A 23122-nucleotide genomic window follows, 5' to 3' on the forward strand; every position below is an offset into this window, starting at 1 on the left:
CCGGAGCGGCGCGGCTCAGAGGTCTTCGAGCCGAGGATCGTCGAGCTCGAAGTCGAGGAGCCCCCGCTGCGAGGCGTCCGCGCACAGTTCCGTGTCGGACGCCTTCACGCAGAGAAGGGCGAGGAGGCCATGTGCGTCTTCGTCCGTGTACGTTGTCAAAGCGCCGGCGCCGGGATGCGCCTTCAGCGCTGCCACCCACTCGTCAGCAGTGGAGCATCCGGTGGCTGTTCTGAGAAGCTCGCGATCGTTGTTGAGCTCGGCGACGTCCGCCGCATCAGCCATTGACGTGTCGCACGACGGCGAGATCACCGGGTCGTCGAACGACTGAACGAGGAAAACGCCGATGCCTACCATCGCGGCGAGGCCGAGCATGATCACGTTGACGCCGAAGCAGCCGATCCGACCCTTCGTTGCGGTCACCGCAACCTCGGGTGTGGCTGCGGGACCCGAAACCGTCGAGTCCGCCACGACAGTTGGCCTGGCGTAAGCCGTCCATTCGTTCCCGTCCCACCACTGTTCCACGGTTGGATCGGAAGGATGCGGGAACCAGCCAGCGGGAGGGAGCGAATCAGACATCGGTTGAAGTCTGCCAGCTCGCGCAGCTGACCGGCATGACGCGTAAGGGGGCCAGTCCCGCGGGCATTCGGCGGGTGCTCGGTGAGACAGCAAACGCCCCACCTGATCCAGGCGGGGCGTTCACGTGTGGTGCTGACTACATAGGCTCGGGGAAGGCTTCTGCCTTCTCGCCGCCGGCCTTGAACTTGAGGGTGCCGACGATTGCGCCGTCGCGGTGCAGGTTCCACGCCTTCGCGGTGATGGCGAAGCGGTGGTACGGGGTCGCCTTCTTGGCGGATGCGCTGTCGCGAGCGAGGAAGTTGCGGAGGGCGAGGATGGGGTCACCCTCGGCGAGCCCGCTGCCCTTGATCAGCTTCTCGAAGAACGCCTTGCGGTCCAGCTCAGACTCCTCGTCGATGCGGTCGAACGCCCAGATGAGGATGGCGAGCTGCTTCATGGTGAGGCCGGGGACGCGCTTGGAGAGACCCTGGGCCTCGCGTGCGATGTCGCGCAGCTCGGGGTGCTGGCGGAGGAACTCGACTCCGGTGTTGATGGTGATCTTGCCCTTGGGGGCGCTGCCGGGGACGCGCTCTCCGAGCTCCCAGCCCTGGATCGCCTTGATGGCGGTGGCGAGGCCGATGGTGTTGACCTCGCCGGCGTATTCGAGGATGTCGATGAGGGTGCGGGCCTTGCCGGTGTCGACGTTCTTCACGTTCTCGTCGTCGACGCCGGTGACGACGACGTTGCGGATGGAGACGCCGGTCTCCATGCATCCGAGGAGGCGGTGCTGGCCGTCAGCGATGAGGCCGGTCTTGGTGATGCTGATCGACTGGCCGTTGAAGACGTAGTCGCCGTTGTTGAGGTCGGTGATGATCTTGTTGAGGTTCTCGGCGGACGGCTTGCGGTTCCTGGTGTTGCGGCCGATGAGCATCCTCGCGTCCTCGGACGTGATGGTGACGACTGCGGCGTCTTCCTCCGCGAAGATGAACATGTGACCGTCGATGATGACGGAGTTCTCATCCATCCAGCTGGTGTCGGCTACGGCGTCCTTGATGACGACCTCGGCAGCTTTCTTGGACACGGTGCGGCGCTTCGGGGCTGCCTTCTTGGCGGTGGCGCCGGCGGCGGCGACGGCTGCCTTCTTTGCGGTCGAGCTGGTCGTGGTGGCTGCAGCAGGCAAGGGTGTGGTTCCGTTTCTCGGAGGGGTAATTGTCTAAGCCAACATGCGCGGACATGCGGAGAAATGCAGAGCAGCCCCGAACCATTTCAGGTCCGGGGCTGCATCAACGGCTTTCTGACGCTATCACTTCGCCTTCGGGAACGACTCCGCACGGGTGCCGCCGCCGACGAAGGTCAGGTTCTTCTTCACGGTCTCACCCGACCGGTACAGGTTGAACGCCTTCACCGTGATCGCCAGCACCGTGCGGTTCGGGAGCTTGCTCATCGCGTCCTTGTTCACGATGAGCTGCTCACGCAGGACGAACACCGGGTCACCCTCGCCGTCGCTGTAGCCCTTGTGGAGCTTCTTGAAGAACTCAGCGGAGTCCTCGGTACTGACCGGGGCGAAGATCCACAGGAGCGTCGCGACCTGCTTCGTGGAGAGGAAGCCGAGCTTGCGGGACAGGTTCTCCGCGTCCGATGCGATCTGCTTCACCGACGGGTTCTTCGCCAGGAAGTCCAGGCTTGCCGGGATGGTGATCGCCGGACGGAACGGGTCCTTCTCCTGCTCGAACTCGCCGTTCTCGTACTCCTGGATGCCGTTCAGGGCAGCCTGCACGGCGTTGGCGCGGGTGATGCCGTTGTTGACTAGTGCGTCCTTCAGCTTGAACTGGGCGCCGCTGTCCATGGCGTTGCGTGCGGCGTAGGAGATGCCGGTGGCGATCGCCACCTTCACCGGAGTGTTGGCGCGGATGATGGCGGACAGCACGGCGGCGCCGTCGATCAGCTTGCCGTCGGGAGCGAACTTGATCGGGTTGCCGGTGAACATGAAGTTCCCGCCGCGGATGTCCGTCAGGATCTTCCGGACCGACTTCTGCGGCACGGGGCGGAGGTTCGCCGACGCGGCAAGGTAGCCCTCCGCGATCTTCGGGGTGACGATCGCGGAGATCGTCTTCTGGCTGGCGTGGTCGAGCTTGTCGATTGCGGGGGCGTTCTTCGTGTTGGTCACAGGTGGGGTCCTTGGTCCAGTGGGGCGGCGCGATTGCGTCCACTGGTCCTATGCGTGACCGGAGATGCCGGCTGTCAGTTTCTGCTCCCGGCGAGCGGCTACGGGCTGACGATCAGGGCGCCGCGGTTCAGCACAATCAGGTAGTCGTGGTGGTCGGCGTCGGTGATCGCGTCGTATCCGAGGGCTGCGGCGAGAGTGCCTTCGTTCCGCCAGACAGAACCGGAGAATGACTCTCGGTCGTCGAGGAGCCCGTCCTCGTTCTGCGGCAGGGAGTCCATGTACTCCTGGCGGAGGTCATGGATTTCCATCCAGTCGGCGATGTTCGCAGTGTCGGGCAGGGCGGCGATGATCCCGGTTCCAGGACCCTCGCCGTACAGGTCGATGGCGGTCGCCCGGTTCTCCTCGCCGCACATGAAGTAGGTGCCGCTCCCGGAGTCGCCCTTGCCGGGCCAGTACTCCCCCGACTTGAACGCTGCCGCCTGCTCCGGGAGGGCCACCCCACGGCTCAGCAGTCCGAACCTGGTCTTGGCGGCCTCCCGGTACACAGCGACAGTGTCGGTCGCCTTCTGCGGGAGCGCATCGAACCCTTGGCGTCGGGCGATCTCAGCGAGGACAGGGTCGGCGCCTCGTTCGAAGATCCCGTAGTGGTCGTTGTCGGCGGGGACGAACAGTGCCTTCATCTCCTCGGACAGCTCATGGCTGTCCACGGAGCCGACACCGACAGTGAGCTGAAACACGTCTCGGGCGGGGTTGTTCGGGCAGTTAGCCCAGGCGGGTGAGTCCTCGAAGTGGAACGAGTCCACACAGGTGGTGCAGGGACGCTTCACGCGGCCAGTAGCAGTGGCGAGCATGGACATGGTCATGTCACCAGCTCGCGAGGCCGACGTGGACGTAGTCGCTGTCCTCGTCGAAGCGGATGACGGTGGCGGAGAAGGCGCTGTCCGGCTGGTAGCCGGCCCATCCGTCGTTGGAAAACGTCTCCGACCCGGATCCCCAGCCGGCGTTGTGTTCCGTCGCCTGGAACTCGTGGGCGTCGTACCAGGAGCCGTTGAGCTCGAACAGGCGCATGTCGTACGACTCGTCGCCTTCGTCGATGTAGTCGAACTGGGAGGCGACCTCGCGGGGCACCTCAGCCAGCGACTGCAACGCGATCGGCTCCACCGTCTCGCTCATCGACACTTCACCGAACGGTGTGGTGAGCTTCCGCTCGGTCATCTCCACGGTTGGGGCGTCGACGGTGAGTGTGAGCCCTCCGGTGGTTGAGGCGCCGGGCTTGCAGCAGTCCTCCCACCCCTTGTCCTGGTAGTGCCAGTCCGGGTGGTTCGGTGCTGTGCTGGTGCAGAGGACCTGGTTCAGGCCGAGTTGCAGGGTGCTCATGGTCGATCTCCTTCTGTTCCGGGCGGGAATGCGGCCGCCCTATTTCGGAGACGTAGGTGTGTGGCTGGCTCTGGCGCGGACCGGTTCCTAGAGGGTGATCTCGGGGGCACCGAAGCCGCGGGGAGCGTAGGAGCCTGCTGTCGACTTTCCGGTGGTCTTCGCCCGCGCTGCTCCGGAGCCCTGGCTTGCAGGTGCTTTCTGGGGTCCGCGGTATCGGGTGAAGGTGTCCGCCTGTTTCCGGGCGGCTTCCACCGCAGGCGCACGGTCGGGACCCTGCCAGTTGTAGCGGTGGAGTTTCGTCGCGTCGGCCATCTCTGTCAGCCGTCGGCCGGCGTCGCGCATCACGGTTCGGACCTGCTTGCGTTCCACGTCGGACGCGGTCCGCATCCTGGCGTCGAGCTCCTTCGTCCACTCTGCGATGCGACGGTTGGGCAGGTTCGCGTACCCGCCGAGCTTGTAGGAGTGCGCTTCGATCTGGGCGTTGGTCAGATCCTTTGCGATGTACTGGATAAGCCGTCGCTTCGCGGGGCCGTGATAGATCGCACCGTCGGTCTGCGCCTTCGCGGCCATGTCGTCAAGCCCAGATATTTCCAGCGTGTCGTAGACGACGTTGTGGCCGCCGGGGTTGCTTCCCCGCCATGCGTCGTGCGCTGCCTCCTGGGAGGGGTGGCCGGTGCTCACCCACTGGAACGACGACCATTCGTAGTCGACATCCCATTCCGGGTCGTAGTCCTCGTCGTCGTAAGCGTCGTGGGTGTTGGCGGTGTAAAACCCTCGGTTCCAGGTGCCGTCCGGGGACTGCCAGATGACGTTCTCTCGGTTGAAGCTCATGCAATCTAGGTGTGTGGCTCGGGGGATGCAGGAAGCCCGCAGAACCGAAGTTCCACGGGCTTCCGCACACTGCCGAGGTCAGGCGGTGGCCAACTCGCTGTCCCGGTAGACGTCCGGTTCGATGTAGATGACCTTTGCGCTGGGCACTGCGGCGCGGATGCGCGCTTCGATCAGGTCGATCGACGATGCGACCTCCTCGAAGGAGATGCCGGCTGGGACGCTGACCTTGACCACTACGAGCAGCTCCTCAGGGCCGAGGTGCAGGGTGCGCATGTGGATGATCCGGTCTGCTTCGTCGCCGTTCAGGACGGCGTCGCGGATCGCGTCGACGTCGGACGGGGATGCGCCCTCGCCGATCAGGAGACTCTTCGTCTCGAAGCCGATGATGATGGCGACTCCGACGAGCAGCACTCCGATGAGGATGGTGCCGGCAGCGTCGAAGATGCCGTTCCCGGTGATCACGGTGAGGCCGACGCCGAGCAGCGCGAGGATCAGTCCGGTGATCGCAGCGAAGTCTTCCAGGATGACGACGAGGAGCTCCGGCGCTTTCGCGTCGCGGATGAACTGAGGCCAGGAGGCTGAGCCGCGCAGCTTGTTCGATTCCTTCATCGCTGTGCGGAGCGACATGCCTTCCAGGCCGATCGAGACGACGAGGACGATCACGGGCAGGAGCCACACCTCGATCGGTTGCGGGTGGGACAGCTTCTCGATGCCTTCGTAGATGGAGTACAGGCCGCCGACGGTGAACAGGATGAGAGCAACCAGGAACGCGTACACGTACCGTTCGCGGCCGTACCCGAAGGGATGGTGCTCGTCGGCTTTCCGGCGTGACTGGCGGCCGCCGAGGAGAAGCAGCACCTGGTTGCCGGAATCGGCGAATGAATGGATCGCTTCCGCGAGCATTGCTGCGCTGCCGGATACAGCGGCGGCGATCGACTTCGTCACGGCGATTCCGAGGTTCGCGGACAGGGCGGCGAAGATCGCTTTGTTGCTTCCGCTGGTGCTCACAGGCTGGCCCCCTTGATGTTCGTGGCCTGGCTGGAGTGCTTCATGTCGTTCTCGGCTTTCGGTTGTGGTGACGGTTTCACTACCTCCATGGGCGGATTCGACTGCTTTCACGCGGTCTCGGGTTCCTGTCCAAGGGAAGAAGCCCGGCGCCTTCGTGGGCAGCCGGGCTTCTCCTTGTTCTGATGGGCTCAGCCGAGCTGGTCCAGCTGGTCCAGCTTGTCGGGGCAGGCGGTCTGCATCCCCAGGGTGGCGACGTTCTTCGCGCCTTCAGCTGACAGGGCGGCGGGGTTCTCGGCGTAGACCTGCTCCGCCCATCCGCTGTAGGAGTCGGAGTGCTCGACTCGGTCGCAGCCGGAGTGGGTGATCGAGGCGAGCTGCTCGTCGGTGAGCCCGTCGATGTTGAGGCCGGTGGAGCGCATCTCGTCGACGAGCGCTCCGTCGTTGGAGCATCCGGCGAGGGAGAGGACGATGGCTGCTGCGGCCGCGAAGGCGAGGATGGGTTTACGCAAGAGGCTTCCTTCAGGTTTGCTGTGTGTCGGCTGGATCGCCTCGGGAAGGCTATGGGTGGCCGCCGACACCAACCTCAGTGGAACGCGTACCGTTCGATCGGTTCGATCAGCTGGCTGTACCGCTGAGCTTCAGCGTCCCAGTGCGGGTCCTGCGTCCGGTGCTGCAGGATGAGGGCGCTGTCGCGGGCGAGGACGAGCTGGTTGTACGCGTGCCCGTAGCAGGCGGCGATGCTCTGCAGGTCCTCTGCCGGCTTCTCCATCGCCTTGCCGATGTACTCCCAGTACTCCTTGTCGGCGCGCTCCGCGACACCTTCGACGGAGTCGGTGGACACGTTCGGGTGGCGGATCACCTTCTCGAGGATGCCGGGGCCGGCGTGCACGTCGTCGACCAGCTTCGCCAAGGTTCCAGCGCCGGTGTTCGGGAGTTCGGTTGCCATGAAGCGGACGCGGGGACGGTTGTAGACGTCCTTCCGGTTCAGCTCGCGGCTGACAGCCGATTCGATCTCCTCCGCGGTCAAGTCCGGGTTGGAGAGGGCGTGCATGCGGTCGTCGGCGGACTTTCGGCCGTCGTAGGCCGGGAACGGGGAGAACACCCGACCGGGACGGATGAACTGGTTCTCGACCGGCGACACCGACTCCGGCAGGTGCCCGCCGACGGGGATCTCCTCCCCTGCGGTGTGCTGCGCCTGGCGGAACTTCCCGTCCTTCGCGTGCGGGTGCTTCTGGTGGTGCTCAACGAGCTCCGCCCCGGTCAACGTTCCGTCCGACATGTGATGCCTTTCCTTTGTGGTCAGAGACGTAGGTGTGTGGCCTACCTGCGGCGCCGGTTGGTTTCCAGGTCGTGGTCGTCGGCGATGATGCGCAGGTCCTGGAGGATCTCCCCGATCGCGAGCGAGTCCCCGTCGAATCGGCGGCTGCTGCGGTTTTCGGTGTCGAGGTCGTCCAGGTCGGCGGCGATGTCGTTCACTCGTTCCACCTTCACGCGGGCTTCGTCGAACGGGTCGTCGGTTCCGGTGGGGGCGTCGAGGGTATCGATGATCTTCTGCACCCATGCTGCTGGGCCGTCGTCGATGTCATGTTCGATGCTGCTCATCTGGGTGAGCATGTCCCGAAGCCCGTCGCCGTGCTGGTCGAGGGTGTCGGCGACAGCAGCGGTTCGCATCGCAGCTCCGACAGGGTCGACGTCGTCCATCCGCACGGCCATCGCTTCACGGATCCTCCCGACCAGTTCGATGTTCGCGATCGGGTCTGCAGTCACCGGCAGGATCTGCTGTCGTTCCACGACACCGTCCATTGTGAGAACCACTCCGCGGTACTGTCCGGCCGATCGGGCGCGGTCTCCGCGCATCGAGCACAGCAGCTCGTCGTTGGATCCGGCCATGTGTGAGGCTTTGACGCCGCAAGCTTCCGGGTGCGGGCAGGCCACCTCGTTCTTCGGCAGGGTTCGTTGGGGGTTCATGATGATCCTTTCGGTGGTGAAGTCGGGTGGCACTCAGGCCTGTTGCCGCTTGGCCTGCTGGTTCAGGGCTTGGTAGTGGGTTGCCTCTCGGCTCCAGTGCATGACGGCGTTGTCGACGTTCCGGCTGGCGAGGACGGCGGCGACCCCGGCGAGGTGGCCGGTGGAGCGTTCCAGCTTCCAGTAGGCCGCGTTGAGCTCGTCGGCGTCGGTGGCGTCGGAGATGGAGTCGATGGCGTTCTGGTAGGCGGCGAAGCCGTCGACGCGGAGGCGTTGGATGGTCTCGTTGGACGTGTTCGGGTGGCGGAGGACGTTCTCCCGGATCCCGAGTCCTGCGGCGCCGCCGGAGCTGATGAAGTCGAGGAGCGTGCGCGACGAGTTCGGGTGCTCGGACGCGATCATCTTCACCTCGTCGAAGTGCAGCCTGTCTTTCCGTGACAGCTCACGGAACACGATCTGCTCGAGCTCGTCGCCGAGCAGTTCCGGGTTCCGCAGTGCGTCCATGCGGACGGATCCTTCGTGGCGGTGGTTGTACTTCTCGTACGGGACGGCGCGGCGCCGGGCTGCGGTCGGGGACGGTTCGATGAAGCTGAGGACGGGCGTTTCGCCGGGGACCTCACGGAGGGTGGGGAACTGGCCGGTGCGGGCGTCGTGGACGGTGCCGGACTTCTTCGAGAAGGTGACGGGGGCGGTGTAGCGCGGGTCATTGATCGGCATGAAGACGTAGGTGTGTGGCCGGCCTGGGTGAATCGCGCGCGGACCGGTAAAAGCAAGCCCTTACCCGCTCATCTTCACCGACAGAGAGCAGCCTGAAAGCTTCGATGTCGGGAGGTGCTGGGATGCTCACCATCCCCACCCACGACACGAAGGGCCATCCTTGGCAGAACAGACCCTCGACCGCGACTACCTGTCCGAGATCACCGGCCTCGACGGAGCGGTACAGCTGACCAGCCGCCTGCTGGCCGGCCTGGTGTACACAGGATGGCAGACCCGGTTCATGGAGAGCCCCGCCCGGATCCGGAAGCTCGGAGCTGAAACTGCAGAGCTCCGAGGCCGGGCCGCCGGAGACCGGGACAGGATCCCCACCCCGATGGTTCAGCAGGTGTCGTGGATGATCGCCGAGCACGCCGAAGCTGTGACCACCGGACGGACCGACATGAACAGCCTGGTGCTGATCATCGACGGTGACTGGGTCCGCGCCGGAGTGCACGACACCGAAACCGCCCCGTTCGTCATGGTCCGCGGCGGGTACAGCCGACCGACATTCGTTCAGCTGGCGATCGCCCTAGCCACGCTGAAAGAGCGGATGCTGGCCAGCTGACACGCGCCGGAAGCCAGGCTCAGCTCAGCCGAGGCCTGCGCCGACCGCAGCCATGAACGGTTGCGGGTTGATCCGGGCGCCGTCCTGGAACACTTCGAAATGCAGGTGGCAGCCGGTTGACGCACCCGTCGATCCGACGGAGGCGATGTTCTGCCCGGCGGTCACATGCTGCCCGACGGTCACGTAGATGCCGCCATCGACAATGTGGGCGTACCCGGTCTCCGTTCCGGCGCCGTGGGAGATCCTGATGAAGTTGCCGTACGTGCCGAGGGGACCAGCCCACACCACCGTTCCGGAGTACGCAGCGAAGATCGGGGAGCCGCACGCAGCGCCGAGGTCGGTCCCGTAATGGGTGCCGCCGGAGCAGCCCCCGGCGGTGCAGATGACAGACCTGGGGCCGAACCGGTCTGTGATGCTGCCAGCGGCGGGGCGGGCCCACCCCGACGTCTGCACGATCCCCGGCAGCCCAGCTGTTCCGGAGAACCCAGCCACAGTCGCTGTCTCCGTCGCCTGCAGGAACTTCAGCTGCTCCACCATCTGGGCCACCTGAGCCGCCTGAGCGGTAACAGCAGCCTGAGCGGCCTTCTGCAAGGCGGTCGCCTCGGCGAGCTTCTTCTTCGTGGAGTCCCGCAGCTTCTTCGTGGCGGCCTCGGCGGCCGAAGCGTTCCGGTCCAGTGCGTCCGCAGTCTTGGACGCTACGGTCGCGGACTCATACAGGTCGGCGGTGCCGTCAGCCAGCTTCGACAGACGACCCAACTTCGACAGCATCTCGGTGGCGCCACCCTCATCGCTGAGGAACAGCTTCGCGGTGGTAGCCGAGGGGTCCCCGCCACCCCGATACATCTGCGCTGCGATCCTCCCGGCCTGAGCTTCGGTGCGGCGAGCTTCACGTCGGGCGGCATCCGCCTTCACCTGCAAGGTGTCTGACCGTTCCGCGGCAGCGTCCAACTTCTGCTGCGCTTCCTCCAACGCGGCCGCGGCGGTTGTTGCGGCTTTCTGGGCGGCGGCTGCCTTCCCCTGCTGCTTGGCGAGGAGCGCCTGCAACTGGCCGACCTTCGCCACTGTCTGTTCGGTGGAGGTCTTCGCTGCAAGGACATCGTCCCAGTTCGGTGCGGTGTCGGCAGCTGCCGGGGTAGCGACAAGGAGCACAACTGCGACTGCAGCGACAACGGACGCGGCGATCCGGCTGGTGCGGTTGGGCATGGATTGGTGCTCCTGGGTGGGGTGTGCCGGGCGGGTGGACGGCGACATGAAGACATGTGGCAAGTCCTCAGATGCCGAGGTTTGCCACATGTCTCCGCGGTGAACCCGAAAGGCATTTCCCGTGTACCGCAACGCCCGTATCCCTGCCCGCCGTCTGATCTCGAACGTCAGGGCCGCGATCGACTTGGCGTCGATCATGGTCGGTGTCCTCGTCATCGCCATCGTCGGAGGGGTGATCTCAACGTCGCTCTTCGCCGTGGTCCCCTGGGCGCAGGATGAGGCCGCAAAGCAGTCGCTAGGTGCCGTCATGGATGCGGAGTCAGCGGAGCGGGGAGCCGGAGATGACCATGCATTCAAGTCGACAGACCAGCTTGGCCAGTACCTGCACGACCCCACCGGCGTCGCCGTAGATGCGAACGAGGACGGCAGCTGCTACGTCGCAGCCTCACGGTCGGCCACGACAGAGACGTTCTACGTCACGTCGACCAACCCGAAGCCCGTGAAGTACGAGTACGGGGTCACCGACACATCCAGCTGCGTCCCGTTCTCAGACGTGCTCGCCCAACTGCCGGCAGTCGCCGTCTCAATGCCCGGCTCCGGCCAGTACCTGAAAGAGATCGTCGGGACCGCCAACGACTACGCCGTTGCCCCGAACCTCGGAGCGATCGAACGAGGTCTTGTCACCGACCCCGGGTTCAACAACACCCGCGCCGCGCACCCCGAGATCACCGCACCGTGGACGGATGTGGCTCCCACCGTGAAGCCCGCCTCGAACACCCAGTTCTCCATCGGTTTCGACGACGGTCAGGCACAGCCCAGCGGCAGCGACGTCAACTTCGGCAAGCGCGTCGGAGTCGTCACATTCGACAAGGTGTACGTCGGCGCCGTCCAGGTGTACGGCGGACAGAAGGTGCTGTGCACGCTCCCCGAGGAGATCAACACCGCGAAGGCTTTCCTTGACGCTGTCGGTGCAGACCTCACCTGCCCGACATCGACCAGCGGACAGGCGATCGTCAGCATGTGGGCGTGGGGCAACTCAGTTGCACCGACCGCCGACGCCCGCGGCAACGGATATGGAGAGATGACCCCCGAGAACATCGCGAAGTTCGCCTCCGCCCGGAGGCTCACCTCGGTGAACGTGTCAGTGCCCTGGGCGGCATCCAACGCCGGCCCGATCCGAGACTGGGTGCACAACACCGTCGAAGCGCTCCACAACCGCGGCATCAAGGCGTACGCACTCGGCGGCGAGAACACCTGGGTCGACTCCCCCATCCTCGCGGCAACCTGGGCTGAATCAGCGCTGGCATCAGGAGACTTCGACGGCATCCAGTTCGACATCGAACCGTGGGTTCTCGGCTACGACGCTTCCGTGTACGCCCCGAAGCTCGCAACGCTGTTCGATGCGACCCGTGCAGAGATCGGCGGGTCCGTCCCCGTCAACTCCGACCTCCCGTGGTGGCTCGCAGTCACCGACGCCGGCGGCCAGTCCGCAATGGACGTCATCCTCCCCCACATCGACTCAGCAGCAGTCGTCGTGTTCATCGACCACGCAGACGGCGCGGGCGGCATCATCCAGATCGCAGCCCCGGCTGTAGCGAAGATGGCAGCGTCAGGCAAGCCGTGGACGGTTGGTGTAGAGACGGAGAACCCCGTGACTGTGAACATCGGCCCGGAGTTCACCTTCTACGAAGAAGGAGCCAAGGCCCTCAACACCGAAGCGAAGAAGGTGAAGACCGCGTTCAAGAACATCGCCGGGTTCAAGGGTGTGACCGTGGAGCACATGCGCAGCTGGGCTCAGCTCCGCCCCTGAATTGCTCCTGCGCCGGCTCAGCCGCGTCGGAGGAACGACAGCAGCGTGCGTCGCTTCGACGCGGGCGCGGGCGCGGGCACGGTTTCGGATCGGGGCGGCAACGCCGGGACGTCGGCCAGGACGAGCGGCGTCCGCTCCGGAAGGGGCGGAACAGGCGGCAGGTCGTAGATGACCGGCTGGGTTGCGGCAGGGCGCCACGGAGGCAGCGGCGGAACCGGGACCTCCCCGACAGGAGCGATCCGCTCCCGCGGTGCGGGTGCCGGCTTCAGGTGCTCCGGAATGGTGATCAACTTCGGGCCGCCAGGTGCGGTTGCCGCAGGCTGGAGACCTCCGGGCGGCGCCCATGGGCTCTCTGCCGGATCAGTTTCGGACAGCTCGTCCCATGCCGGCATCTGGATGAGCCCGGAGACGACAGTCTCGGAGGCCAGGCGCGCCTGCAGGACGTGGTCCTCGGCTGAGCCGACGACGCTGAGGGCGGAGCCGCTCATGCGGGTCTGGTTGCGGAGGTACTGGTCGTCGACAACACGGGTGGGGTCACCGTCGATCCACCATTCGTCATCTCCGGCTTTCGTGTATCGGTAGCCGCGGGACAGCACATCGGTCTTCGCCGGCACGTCGGACGGGTCAACGTCGGCAGCTTCGTATGAGAAGTCGACTTCGATCTCGTCGGCAAGGACCGGGGTTGAATCCAAGACGGTGGTCGACGCGTCGTGTGGTGCTGCACCGTGCCAGGCTGCAGCAGGCACGCCTCCACCTTTGCCTTGGGCGCGACGGATGTTGCCGTCTGAACCTTTCACGCACAGGCCGTAGCCCGGGATGAAGCGGGTCTCGGATGGAACTGTCGGGGTCTTCTTGGTTTTCGGCATGCGATGTAGGTGTGTGGCGCCAATCAGTAGTCGTACAGGTCAGCGACGGACGCGGCGAGGTCATGGACGTGTGCGACGTCAGCCCAGGGGCGACCGTCGATGTCGGCGACTCCGCGGGCGGCGAGGACGTTGGAGACCAAACCGATGTGCTCGGCGACTCGTGAGAACGACACCTTCGCTTCGTCGATGCCGGCGGCGACGCCTTCCCGGTGGGCGTAGAAGTTGGAGACGGCCTCCTGGTAGAACCGAGTCAGTGTCTCCACGCTTGCTTCAGGGTGGACGGCTGCGGCGTTTCGGACAGGCAGGTGGGCAAGCCCAGTGTGCTGAGTGATGGCGTGCAGCAGCCCGCAGTCGGCGGACGGGTGCGATGCGATCGCGGCGAGGGCCGGGGCGGACTTGTACGTGTTCCGTCGGCCCAGCTCGAACTGGGCCGCTTCGGTGATCTCTCCCAGCTCGAGGTGGGGGTTGGCGAGAGCGTCGAGGCGTGCGTATTCAGCAGCGTCCGGCACGTAGATCGGGTACTCGTCGAAGTCCGCGAAGGGGCGGGTGTAGTCGTGGTCCTCGTCGGTGAACTCCAAGTAGGCATCGGCGGGGTGACCGACGACCTTCTTGAACTGCATGGTGATCGGGTCTCGGTCGCGTGCGGCTTCGAACTCGGCGAGGCTCCGGCCGAACAGTTTCCTGGTCTTCGATGGCATAGCGGTTGTGCTCCTTCTACGGTTTCGGATCCGTATGTGTGCGGGCGGATTCCGGCTGTGTCGGTCCGGGCGTTTCGCCGCGCCGGGGAGACATGTGGCGACTAGGCGGTGGGAGCGGTCCTGGCGAGGTTTTCCAGCATCTGGATCTCCTGCGACCAGTCGTTCGACTTGTCGGTGGACATGAACCCGATGACGGTGTCGGTTACGGACGGGAGCAGCATCGGGTCGTCGATCGCGGCTTCCAGGTCGTCGATCTCGCCAGCCCAGTCGTTGCTGTCATCTCCGTGCAGCATCTCGGTGACCATGGAGATCGTCAGCTCGCGGTGCTCGCGCACGTCGATGCGTTCATTCGCCGCTGCGTTCACAGGGCGGGCGGCGTCATCGATCGGCAGCCCCTGCTTGAAGGTGAACGTCCCATCGCCGAGACGGCCCTGGTCCTCCGAAGGAGCGGCCACGCGTCGTGCGCGGTCGACGATCCCTTGCAGCTTGGTGACTGCCAGGTCGTTCTGCTTGTGGAGCGCTTCGGTGAGCTGTTCGTCGGTCGGGTCGGTACCGGCCAAGCCGGCGCCGCTGATCAGCTCGTCGCGTCGACGGCGCGGCGTGATGTCCTGCTCCTGGGCGGTCGGGCGGATGTAGCTCGGGATGGCGCGCAGATTCGCGGCGTGATACACCCCGACGGGGAGGTTGTCGTGGTTGTCCTTCCGGACCTTCTCCAGCGTGCGGATGACGCCTTCGCCGACCCCGCGGCCGCCTGCGGCGATCCGGGCTGCGTCACGAGCGATGGCGACGTCGACGGGGATGGGGAAGTCGATGACGTGGACGATCGCGCCCAAGCTGTTCGCGAACGCTGCAGTGTCATGCAACGAGCCGGTCTTCACGTGGGTGTTGTCGAGGATGACGTCGTGGCCGGCGGCGACAGCCTGTCGGACCAGCTCCTCAGAGGCGAGGGTCACCTGGTTCTCGTCGATCTCCGGACCCCAGTAGGTTCCGAACATGTCGAAGCGGAGGTCATCCCGGTTCACCCGGACGGTGTGACCATCCGACGATGCTTCCTGCAGCTTCGCCCAGGTGGTCTTTCCGGAGCCGGGGATCCCGCGGGTTAGGTAGACGCGCGGAGGCTGTGCGAGATCGCGGGAGCTCTGGTGTGCTTGTGTGAGAGTCATCGGAGGCCCAACGCCTTCGCGATCTCATCCGTGGACATGGCGGCGACTTCCGCCTTCGCCTTCTTCGCAGCGGCGCGCTTCGCAGAGGCCTTCGCCTTCTCGGCGGCTGCGTACTCCTGGTCGCGGTCGGTGGCGGTGCGGACGAACGGGATGAACGAGCCGCTGGCTCGGGTGTAGTCGCCGCCGCGGTCGATGGTGTGACGACCGTACTGTTCGATGATCGCCTCGAGTCGCTTCTCCATCCGTGCGGTTCGGTCGTTCAACGCGTACGGGGCGTACTCCTTCGGGTCGCGGGTTTCCGCGTCGGTGAGGCCGTTGATGACGACGTGGATGGACTGCCCGCCGGCGTACTTGTCCGTGTTCACTGTCCAGGTGGCGTGGTCTGGGATCAGTCCGGCCTTCTGGGCGTACTTGAAGTCCTGGCGGACGCTCGCTGCGACCTTGGCGACGTCGGGGTAGGTGCCGTCGTACTTTGCGCCCCGGAACTGTCCATTCCAGGCGTCGCCGAGGTACTCGTCACCTTCGGCGAAGATGTCGTACTTCACTCCGTCGCGCCACCACTCCTCTGACCCGTCCGGGTGGACGACGGCGGGGTCGCCGAGTCGGTGGGGCTGCCCGTCGTGGAAGTAGCGGTGGACGCCGCCCTCTTCGATGTGGGCTTCCCAGGAGTGGCCGTCTTCGTCGTAGGCCCAGTACTGGGTGCGGATGCCGTCGGCGTCCGTGTGGGTGTAGCGGAGCTCCAGCTTGACGTCGTCGGAGAAGGGCTCGAACAGGTAGTTGCCGTCGAGCATGTAGTACCCGCCGCCGTCGCGGTAAACGACTGCGTGGCCGTCTTCGCGGTGCAGAGCTCGGGAGCCGTCTGCCGAGGTCTTGAAGTATTGAGTGGTGCCGTGCTCGTTGACCTCGACGGTGTCGTACCCGCCGGCGGCCGTTGAGGTGAGCTCGCCGAAGTCGGCGTCGCTCAGGACGTGGCTGACGAATGTGCCTGGCTTCGCAGTGCTGTTGGCGGCGGCGTGGCCGGCGCCGTTCCGGTCGACGGTGGCGGGGCCGGTGAATGTCTTCTGATTTCCCATACGCCGTAGGTGTGTGGCGTCGCCCTAGCCGCGGCCGACACGCACGTGGACGGCGGTGATGTCGTCGACATGCTTCGAGCGCGGGTAGGTGATGAAGTCTGGGTCGTTGTCGTACGCCTGCAGGAGCCGGATCGCAGGGATGTGCAGGGAGGTTTCGGTGACGGTGCGGCGAAGGTGGTCCCAGTCATCGAACAGCCCGATCTCCACCGCTGCCGCGTACCCGTCGGTGGCGAGGATGACGTCGGTCACCTGTGTGGCGTCCCACTCCCGGTAGGTGGCCAGCGGGATGCCGGCGCCGTCGAGGGTGAGGACGGAGTAGCCGTGTGGGGTGTTCATGTGTCGGCGTGCGAACACTTTCGCGTCGTGGACGTACTTCATGCCCTCACGGGCGGTGATTCCGCGAGCGTCGGCTTCCGACTGTGCGGCGGCGAGCATGTCGGCGTCCAGCTGGAGAAGGACGGGGCTGTTCAGCTCTTCGAAGGTGCCGTCGGTGAGGAACACCACCGCTGACACGTCTGCGAAGGACAGCACTTGCAGCTTCCCGTCGCGGACTCGAGCGATGGCGCCGGCGGCGGACGGTCGGAACTCGGTCGGGCGGGACGGGTCTGAGAGGGTTCGGCCGGGTTCGGTGTCGGCGACGGCCGCCACGGCTTCGGCAGCGATGTCGTGGAGGGTGCCGGGGCCGGATACGGTGGCTGCGAGCTGTTGGGTGAGGGTGTGGGAGAACCATTCGACGTCGGTGCCCCAGTCGGTGATCTGCTCCCCTCCGAGCCCGGAGGCTCCGTCTAGGACGATCGCTGCGTCGCTAGTGACGGCGAACGCGTCTTCAGAGAATGAGCGTCGGCCGCGGGCGTAGGTGCTGGAGCTGAGGTTGTGTGCCACGCCCTGAAGGCATGTGGCGGAAGCTTCTCGCCCTGTCAGGCGAATCGGAGGTGGACGGCGGTCATGTCGTCGATCGCCTTGAACCGCGGGTGCTTCTCGAAGTCGGGGTCGGCGGTGTACGCGTCGATGATCTTGTCGGCGACCGCAGCGAGGCCGTCCTTGTTGATTGCGGTCAGCAGCTCGCTGTAGGTGTCGTACACGCCGGCGCAGGTGACCGCGGCGGCGTACCCGTCTGTGAGGAGCAGCACTTCTTGTACGGTACCGGCGGGGTAGCTGGCGGACAGTCCGTTCTGGACTCCGGACCCGTCCAGGCTGAGGACCGGGTAGCCGTGGTCTTCGTCGTTGATCAGGGTCCGCTTCCGCACCTTCAGGTGGCCGATGTGGTTGACGGCTTCTCGGAAGGTGATGCCTTGCTCGTCAGCGATCTGACGGGCGGCGACGAACATGGTCTCTTCGATCTGCGGCAGGACGGTGTCTGTGATGACGTCGACACCGCCGTCGTGCCGGACGACGGCTACGACATCCGCGAGGACGTGCACCTGGACGTTTCCGCGCCAGACGCGGCATGCGGTGCCGGCGGCCGCGGGCTGGAACTCGACCGGGTGTGTTCCGTCGATGAGGGCGCTCGGGGAGACTGAGTGCAGGTCTGCGAGGCTTCGGGCGAACGCTTGGGCGACTGTCGGTGCGCTCTGCAGGTGACTGGTGGTGCCGATGGCGGTGTTGTGGGCGAACCATTGGGAGTCGCTGGACCAGCCTGACTCGTTCACGTCGCCGAGCCCGGAGGCGCCGTCGATGAGGACGGCGGAGTTCGCGGTGACGGAGAATGCATCCTCGGAGAAGTCACAGCGGCCGCGGGCGTAGGTGTTGATGGTTGGGTGGCGCACATCGGGAAGGCATGTGGCAGAAATGCTGGCATCCTTGGCCGCCGGTGTATCCAGCAGGCCGAGGAATGACAGGTTGAGCGGACCGCCGCGAAGGGCGTTGACGCCAGCCTCGCGACGGTCCGAGTTGATGATGGTCACGGGCGTCTAGGCCGCCTTGGGGGCGAGCCGGACCATGTCCTTGGGTGCGTTGATGCGACCGACGCCGGGGATCTCCACCTTGTAGGTGACTCCGTTCACCTTGACGATCTTTCCGACGAGGCCGTGGTACTTCGGGGAGCGGGGCGCGTAGATGACGACCTGCGAGTCGTTGGGGATTCGGTATCCGGTCGGGACGGGGCGGGCGTCATCCGCGGTGAATGCCGCCTTGGTGGCAGCAGGCTGCAGCGCGTGGAGAGCGGCGCGAACCTCGGCGGCGCTCTTCCCGGGGACCGGGTGGTTGGCGCCGCGGCCGCCGACGACGAAGTTGACGTTCTGGAAGTGGATGGTCCAGCGGGTGCCGTCCATCTTCGCGAACTCGTACTTGGTCTGTCGGGGCTGGACGATGATGCCGACTTCGCCGGTCTTGGTGATGATCTTGTCGCCGCGGCGGGCGAGCGGCGTGAATCGGCCCTGGAACACCTCGCGGTAGGCGGGCTCGCCAACCTCAGCGCCGGCGTTGTCGATCTTGGCGGCGTTGATCGCCTTCTGCTTCGCGGTGTAGTACGGGTTGGATCCGCAACGCTCTCCGGTGCAGCCGATCTCGCGCGCCTTCCGCTTCCACTCGGCGCCGTGGTGGACGGACTTGCCGCGGCTTCCGTAGTAGGAGCGCTCGTAGGTGACCCCGACGAGAGCGTGCGCGATCTCGTGGAGGATCGTGTTGAGGACCTCAGCCTCGGTGGCGACCGCTGCGTACTTGCGGCTGATGGTGATCCTCTTGGACGCGAAGTGGCAGCAGCCCATTCGGCGTTCGGCGTTGTCCCACTGGAAGCGCCAGCCGGCTTCGATGAGGTTGTGCTCGGTCATCTTCTGGTGGGTGAGGGTGCGTGCTGCTGTCAGGTCCATGAGGTTCTCCTTCTTCTCGTCACCTTCATGTGCGGCATGCGGAGAAAATGGTGAACAGCGACTCGGCGGACGAAGAAGGGCCGGAGTGCGAAACCCCGGCCCTTCCTCTACCTAGCTATCAGGCGGTACGTCGACGACGGATCCACAGGACCATTGCGGCGACCAGGAACGCGATCGACAGCAGGGTGCCGGCGAGGATGCCGCCGTAGATCAGCTTGACGCTGACGCCGGAGTACTCGATGACGTCCATGAGGCCCTTGATGCGGGACCGCTTCAGGGTGGTGCGCTCGTGGAAGTCGGTGAAGTCGCCGGCGGAGATCACGGTGCCGTCAGCGGCGTGGAGAGTCGCGACCCACTGGACCTTGCCGAGCTGGGTGACGAGCTGTCCGGCCGACTTGACGGTGATCACTTGGTCGTTGGACTCCTGACCGACCTTGGAGACGCCTTCTCCGTTCACCGGGAACTTCTGCTCATGCCATGAGGCGTTGAACAGGTGAGCTTCGTCCTGGACGAGCTCCTCACCCTGCGGCGCCAGGTAGGCATCGAAGGTGAGGTACGAACCCGGGGCGACGATGCCGGTGACGGTCGCAGTGTCGTAGGCGTCCTCGCCGATGTAGCCCTGGGCTGCCTCGGTGGCGAAAGTCGGCCACTGGACGCTGGTGATCTCGTCCTTCTGACCGCACTCTCCGGTGTGGATGACGGTGTCGTTGACCGTGGCGACTTCCTGCCAGAAGATCGTTCCGACGTCGGTGGCCTTCACAGCGAAGTCCTCCGAGGTGACGTCGCCTTCCATGTCGAGGTGGTGCGTCTTCGTGGACTGAAGGACACGGTTGTCTGCTGTGCAGACAGGTGCTGCTTCAGCGTCGGTGTCCTCGTCGGCCGCGGCGGGCTGAAGGTAGGCGTTGAACTGGATGTCGACACCTTCGGGCGGGAGGAACCCTTCCACCTTGGCGTTGTCGCGGACGGTGGAGAACGGTGTGGCGAACGGCTCAGCATTGGTCGAGACCTTCGGGACGCTCAGCTTGGAAGCTTCGTCGGGGTTCTGGCCGCAGACGTCCTTCCAGATCTCCACGTCGCCGATCTTGGCGGTGGCGACCCAGAGGATGGTGGACTCGGTGAACCCGTCACCGACGTCGGACATGACAACCTTGAACGCTTCGGACTTCGCCTCCCCTGCCTCGGTGAGGTGGGTGGGGGCGGTCGAGTTGTAGACCCGGTTCTCCGGTGCGCACACCGGGGTGCCGTCACCGTTCGGGTCCTGGCGGAAACCTTCGAAGGTGATGTCGATGCCCTCAGGGCGGAGGAACCCGGTGACGGTGGCAGTGTCGGTGACGGTGGATCCGGGCACGGACTGGTCGAGAGCGTCGGTGACGACGTTCGGGACGGACACAATCGTGGTTTCATCCGGGTCGGTCCCGCAGCCGTCCTGCCAGACCTGGACTCCGTTGATGGAGCCTGTCGCGACCCACAGGATGGTGCCGGCGTGGGACATGTCCAGCTTGAAGTCGTCCGAGCGGGCCTCGCCGGCAGTGGTCAGGTGAACAGCGGATGCGTTGGTCAGACCAGCGCCGGCGGTGGTGACGTCGCAGACCGGGGTGGTGTACCCGGCAGGCTGAACGTAGCCGGCCCAGGTGACGTCGACTCCTTCAGCGGGGATGAACCCGGAGACGGTAGCGGAGTCGAACACGGTGGAGCCCGGCGTGGACTGGTCGAGCGCGTCCGTCTTGAACTTCGGGACGGAGACCTTTGTCTGCTCGTTCGGGTCGGTGCCGCAGCCGTCCTGCCAGACCGGAACGGTGCCGATTCGGGCGGAAGCGACCCACAGCAGGGTGCCCTGGTGGCGCATGTCGAGGTGGAACACTTCGGACTGGACATCACCGGACGCGGTGACGGGGGTCCACGCTGCGCTCTTCAGGACGCTGTTCGCGGCGGTGCAGATGGGAGTGGTGTACCCGTCGGGCTGAACGAACGCTTCCCAGCTCAGGAACACCTTCTCGGCGGGGATGAACCCGTTGACGTTGGCGGTGTCGACCGCGGTGGACCCGGGAGTGGATTCGGTCGTGGCGACAGTCTTGAACGTCGGGACCTTCACTGCGGTGCGCTCGTCGGGGTCGGTGCCGCAGCCGTCCTTCCACACCTCGACCGTGCCGACTTTCGCCGTTGCGACCCAGACGAGGACGCCGACGTGGGACATGTCGAGGTTGGTGGCGTTGGAGCTCTTGGTTCCGGCGGTGGTGAAGTGCTGGGTGCCGGGGGTGACGCCCGGCCATACGGCCAGGTTCGCGGTGGTGCACGTCGCGGTGGTGAAACCAGCGGGCTGCACGTACGCCGCCCAGGTGACGTCCACACCTTCCGGTGAGATGAAGCCGGTGACGGTGATCGTGTCGGACGCGGTCGAGCCTGGTGCGGACTGGTCGGTGGCGTCAGTCTTGAATGTCGGGACTGACACGATGGTGGTTTCATCCGGGTCGGTGCCGCAGCCGTCCTTCCAGAACTGCGTGGTGGTGCCGCCGAGGTTGGCGGTTGCCACCCAGTAGATCTTGCCGACATGGGCTTTGGTCAGCCCGAAGGGGTCAGTGGTGAGCTTCTGAGGTGTGGTGCCTGCCGCGAGGAACTTCTTCGGGCTCGTGTACAGCAGGGTCTTCCCCGTGCCTGTGTCGACGCAGGCAGGCGTGGTGGCGCCGGGCTTCTGCAGGTACGCCTTGAAGGTGACGTCGATCCCCTGTGCGGGCACGACACCGGTGATGGTCACCGTGTCCTTCATGGTGGAGCCCGGTGTGGCCTGCACGGTCGCGTTGGTGGAGAAGGACGGGATCACGAACGGGGTCTCAGCGGTGAGTCCGAATGCGTCCTGGTCGACGTACCCGTCGGGGAGGAAGTTCTTCACCAAGGTGGTCTGGTCTGCCTCTGCGACCTTCCACACCCAGGTGTAGTAGCCGGTGCCGGCCACCGTCTTGATCGCAGCGCCGGTGCCAGGGTCGCGGGCAATCGCGGAGTAGGAGATGTTGGGGCCGTCGGCCGCGGTCGTAGTCACCGTAGCTGTTCCTGCGACCTTGGACAGGGCGCTGGCGGGCACGGTGGTCGACTGGGTCGGCTTGGTGCTGAAAGGCCCGTACAGCGTCCCCTTGGCCTTCAGGACGATGAAGTTGCCGCCGTTGGTCGCCCAGGTGGTTCCGTTCTTCACTCCGAACGTGACCGTGTCGGCGAAGTTCTGCCCGGCTTTCAGGTAGGCGGTGGGGACGGACGTGGTGACTGTCGGCTCGAAGTTCACCTGGCGGTTTACGGGGTCGGTGCCGCTGATCTTGAAGCTCTGGTACTCGGCGCCGGTTCCGTTCACAATGCGCTGCTGATCCGCGTCAGAGTAGTAGACGTTCACCGAGTCGGCCGTGGTTCCAGCGTTCGACTGGAAGGTACCCGTCGCCGAGATCTTGTAGGAGCTCGCTCCTGTCGGTGGGACGCCGGTGATCGCGTAGGCGACGCCGGGCTTGATGTCGGTGCGGGTGGCGCCGGCGCCCTTGAACCGGCCGTTGGTGAGGGTGACAGTGCCCGCCTTGGTGTTCGCGGGGGTGTTCTTGACGGTGATGGTTCCGTTGTAGTTGTTGTTCCCGTCGACCGCGAAGGTGATCTGACCGTAGCCGTCGGGGATCTGGTAGTTGTAGTTCGCGAGCGTCTCCGCCCAGATCCAGTCGACGTCGGCCTGGATTGCTCCGTCTCCGTTGGACCAGAAGCGTCCGTCGGGGTTGGAGGCTGAGCCGCGGTGGTCGTTCAACGAGGTGAGGTTGTACACGGAGGCGCTGACCGCGGCGGCGGTCGAGTTCGCCATCGCGGCGCCGTTCTCCTGGCCCCAGCGGTTCAGGATGTAGTTCAGCTTTCGGGTGTCGTCGCTTCCGAGGTATCGGGAGGTGGTGCCGCGCCCGTCAAGGTGACCTGACGAGAGGTTCGGTCCGCCGGTGGCACCGGACGGCCAGTCGTTGACGGGGTCGATGCAGTACGCCCAACCCCAGCTTCCTGTTCCGTACGCGCCGAGGTCGCCGCCATAAGGGGTGACGGTGCTCGAGTGCGGGCCGTTGGATGCAGCCTGGACGGTGATCGCGGTGAGTGCTCCACCGGAGATGACGGCGACGACAGCGGCGATCGCCGTGATGGTGCGTACGATGCGGCGGCGCGGAGACACAGCTCCGGCGTGGGAACCGGCGGCAGCACTGCGGGCGGCGCGACCGAACAGCTTCTCTGGAAGCTTCACAGGTCACCTCATTTTCTACTCAGGCGGAAGATCTT

22 protein-coding genes and 1 pseudogene are annotated in these 23122 nt (G+C 65.5%); 2 read left to right on the forward strand and 21 right to left on the reverse strand.

Annotation, left to right across the window (positions count from 1 at the left end):
• Positions 1-15 precede the first annotated feature (15 nt).
• From ASF30_RS23350 to ASF30_RS12545, 12 genes and pseudogenes are all read right to left on the reverse strand, one after another.
• Positions 16-378 (reverse strand): hypothetical protein, encoded by a 363-nt coding sequence (locus tag ASF30_RS23350; RefSeq protein WP_235480325.1) that lies wholly within the window; start codon positions 376-378, stop codon positions 16-18.
• A gap of 99 nt (positions 379-477) precedes the next feature.
• Positions 478-576, reverse strand: a pseudogene (locus ASF30_RS23590) (DUF2510 domain-containing protein); the annotation flags it as partial.
• A 136-nt stretch (positions 577-712) separates the two neighbouring features.
• Positions 713-1735, reverse strand: a complete 1023-nt coding sequence (locus tag ASF30_RS12500) for a hypothetical protein (protein WP_055906964.1) — start codon at positions 1733-1735, stop codon at positions 713-715.
• Between the two features lie 123 nt (positions 1736-1858).
• Positions 1859-2722, reverse strand: coding sequence for a hypothetical protein (locus ASF30_RS12505; RefSeq protein ID WP_055906967.1), 864 nt, complete (start codon positions 2720-2722; stop codon positions 1859-1861).
• 98 nt (positions 2723-2820) lie between these two features.
• Positions 2821-3429 carry a hypothetical protein gene (locus tag ASF30_RS12510; RefSeq protein ID WP_157497345.1) on the reverse strand — a complete coding sequence of 203 codons (609 nt, stop codon included), beginning with the start codon at positions 3427-3429 and terminating at the stop codon, positions 2821-2823.
• A gap of 157 nt (positions 3430-3586) precedes the next feature.
• A complete protein-coding gene (locus ASF30_RS12515; RefSeq protein WP_055906973.1) occupies positions 3587-4099 on the reverse strand; it encodes a hypothetical protein in 513 nt (170 codons plus the stop codon).
• Positions 4100-4186: 87 nt separating this feature from the next.
• Entirely contained in the window at positions 4187-4930 is a 744-nt protein-coding gene (locus ASF30_RS12520) for a hypothetical protein (RefSeq protein WP_055906975.1), read from the reverse strand.
• Between the two features lie 78 nt (positions 4931-5008).
• Complete coding sequence (locus tag ASF30_RS12525; RefSeq protein WP_055906978.1) at positions 5009-5938, reverse strand: cation diffusion facilitator family transporter; 930 nt, start codon at positions 5936-5938, stop codon at positions 5009-5011.
• A gap of 188 nt (positions 5939-6126) precedes the next feature.
• The gene (locus ASF30_RS12530) at positions 6127-6447 is read right to left on the reverse strand and encodes a DUF732 domain-containing protein (protein ID WP_055906981.1); all 321 of its coding nucleotides are present in this window, start codon (positions 6445-6447) and stop codon (positions 6127-6129) included.
• Positions 6448-6521: 74 nt separating this feature from the next.
• Positions 6522-7217 (reverse strand): hypothetical protein, encoded by a 696-nt coding sequence (locus ASF30_RS12535; protein WP_055906984.1) that lies wholly within the window; start codon positions 7215-7217, stop codon positions 6522-6524.
• 41 nt (positions 7218-7258) lie between these two features.
• Positions 7259-7906: a hypothetical protein gene (locus ASF30_RS12540; protein WP_157497347.1), complete on the reverse strand. Its 648-nt coding sequence runs from the start codon at positions 7904-7906 to the stop codon at positions 7259-7261.
• A gap of 33 nt (positions 7907-7939) precedes the next feature.
• Positions 7940-8620 carry a hypothetical protein gene (locus ASF30_RS12545; protein WP_055906990.1) on the reverse strand — a complete coding sequence of 227 codons (681 nt, stop codon included), beginning with the start codon at positions 8618-8620 and terminating at the stop codon, positions 7940-7942.
• Between the two features lie 160 nt (positions 8621-8780).
• On the opposite strand from ASF30_RS12545, the gene ASF30_RS12550 reads away from it, so the two are divergent.
• Positions 8781-9224, forward strand: a complete 444-nt coding sequence (locus ASF30_RS12550) for a hypothetical protein (RefSeq protein WP_055906992.1) — start codon at positions 8781-8783, stop codon at positions 9222-9224.
• A gap of 24 nt (positions 9225-9248) precedes the next feature.
• On the opposite strand, the gene ASF30_RS12555 is transcribed toward ASF30_RS12550, so the two are convergent.
• A complete protein-coding gene (locus ASF30_RS12555; RefSeq protein ID WP_055906994.1) occupies positions 9249-10427 on the reverse strand; it encodes a M23 family metallopeptidase in 1179 nt (392 codons plus the stop codon).
• Positions 10428-10548: 121 nt separating this feature from the next.
• Between ASF30_RS12555 and ASF30_RS12560 the strand changes: the two genes are divergently transcribed.
• Positions 10549-12237 (forward strand): hypothetical protein, encoded by a 1689-nt coding sequence (locus tag ASF30_RS12560; RefSeq protein ID WP_055906997.1) that lies wholly within the window; start codon positions 10549-10551, stop codon positions 12235-12237.
• Between the two features lie 17 nt (positions 12238-12254).
• Here ASF30_RS12560 and ASF30_RS12565 read toward each other — a convergent pair whose 3' ends face one another.
• The 8 genes from ASF30_RS12565 to ASF30_RS12600 all read right to left on the reverse strand — a co-directional run bounded on the left by ASF30_RS12565 (position 12255) and on the right by ASF30_RS12600 (position 23087).
• A complete protein-coding gene (locus tag ASF30_RS12565; RefSeq protein ID WP_055906999.1) occupies positions 12255-13103 on the reverse strand; it encodes a hypothetical protein in 849 nt (282 codons plus the stop codon).
• Between the two features lie 23 nt (positions 13104-13126).
• Positions 13127-13801: a hypothetical protein gene (locus ASF30_RS12570; protein WP_055907002.1), complete on the reverse strand. Its 675-nt coding sequence runs from the start codon at positions 13799-13801 to the stop codon at positions 13127-13129.
• A 101-nt stretch (positions 13802-13902) separates the two neighbouring features.
• Complete coding sequence (locus tag ASF30_RS12575) at positions 13903-14964, reverse strand: AAA family ATPase (RefSeq protein ID WP_055907005.1); 1062 nt, start codon at positions 14962-14964, stop codon at positions 13903-13905.
• A complete protein-coding gene (locus ASF30_RS12580) occupies positions 14961-16037 on the reverse strand; it encodes a hypothetical protein (protein WP_055907008.1) in 1077 nt (358 codons plus the stop codon). The genes ASF30_RS12575 and ASF30_RS12580 overlap by 4 nt, the downstream gene beginning before the upstream one ends.
• Positions 16038-16061: 24 nt before the next feature.
• Positions 16062-16919 carry a protein phosphatase 2C domain-containing protein gene (locus ASF30_RS12585; protein ID WP_055907011.1) on the reverse strand — a complete coding sequence of 286 codons (858 nt, stop codon included), beginning with the start codon at positions 16917-16919 and terminating at the stop codon, positions 16062-16064.
• A gap of 35 nt (positions 16920-16954) precedes the next feature.
• Positions 16955-17941, reverse strand: a complete 987-nt coding sequence (locus ASF30_RS23025; protein ID WP_055907013.1) for a hypothetical protein — start codon at positions 17939-17941, stop codon at positions 16955-16957.
• A gap of 6 nt (positions 17942-17947) precedes the next feature.
• Positions 17948-18844: a SprT-like domain-containing protein gene (locus tag ASF30_RS12595; protein ID WP_055907017.1), complete on the reverse strand. Its 897-nt coding sequence runs from the start codon at positions 18842-18844 to the stop codon at positions 17948-17950.
• A 118-nt stretch (positions 18845-18962) separates the two neighbouring features.
• Positions 18963-23087, reverse strand: a complete 4125-nt coding sequence (locus tag ASF30_RS12600; protein ID WP_055907020.1) for a hypothetical protein — start codon at positions 23085-23087, stop codon at positions 18963-18965.
• Positions 23088-23122: the final 35 nt, after the last annotated feature.

The sequence above is a fragment of the Leifsonia sp. Leaf264 genome, from assembly GCF_001422325.1.
GTDB lineage: Bacteria > Actinomycetota > Actinomycetes > Actinomycetales > Microbacteriaceae > Orlajensenia.

Coding starts and splice junctions, on each gene's coding strand:
- ASF30_RS12515 (WP_055906973.1), bottom strand. CDS start 4,099: ATGAGCACCCTGCAACTCGGCCTGAACCAGGTCCTCTGCACCAGCACA.
- ASF30_RS12520 (WP_055906975.1), bottom strand. CDS start 4,930: ATGAGCTTCAACCGAGAGAACGTCATCTGGCAGTCCCCGGACGGCACC.
- ASF30_RS12535 (WP_055906984.1), bottom strand. CDS start 7,217: ATGTCGGACGGAACGTTGACCGGGGCGGAGCTCGTTGAGCACCACCAG.
- ASF30_RS12540 (WP_157497347.1), bottom strand. CDS start 7,906: ATGAACCCCCAACGAACCCTGCCGAAGAACGAGGTGGCCTGCCCGCAC.
- ASF30_RS12545 (WP_055906990.1), bottom strand. CDS start 8,620: ATGCCGATCAATGACCCGCGCTACACCGCCCCCGTCACCTTCTCGAAG.
- ASF30_RS12555 (WP_055906994.1), bottom strand. CDS start 10,427: ATGCCCAACCGCACCAGCCGGATCGCCGCGTCCGTTGTCGCTGCAGTC.
- ASF30_RS12565 (WP_055906999.1), bottom strand. CDS start 13,103: ATGCCGAAAACCAAGAAGACCCCGACAGTTCCATCCGAGACCCGCTTC.
- ASF30_RS12570 (WP_055907002.1), bottom strand. CDS start 13,801: ATGCCATCGAAGACCAGGAAACTGTTCGGCCGGAGCCTCGCCGAGTTC.
- ASF30_RS12575 (WP_055907005.1), bottom strand. CDS start 14,964: ATGACTCTCACACAAGCACACCAGAGCTCCCGCGATCTCGCACAGCCT.
- ASF30_RS12580 (WP_055907008.1), bottom strand. CDS start 16,037: ATGGGAAATCAGAAGACATTCACCGGCCCCGCCACCGTCGACCGGAAC.
- ASF30_RS12595 (WP_055907017.1), bottom strand. CDS start 18,844: ATGGACCTGACAGCAGCACGCACCCTCACCCACCAGAAGATGACCGAG.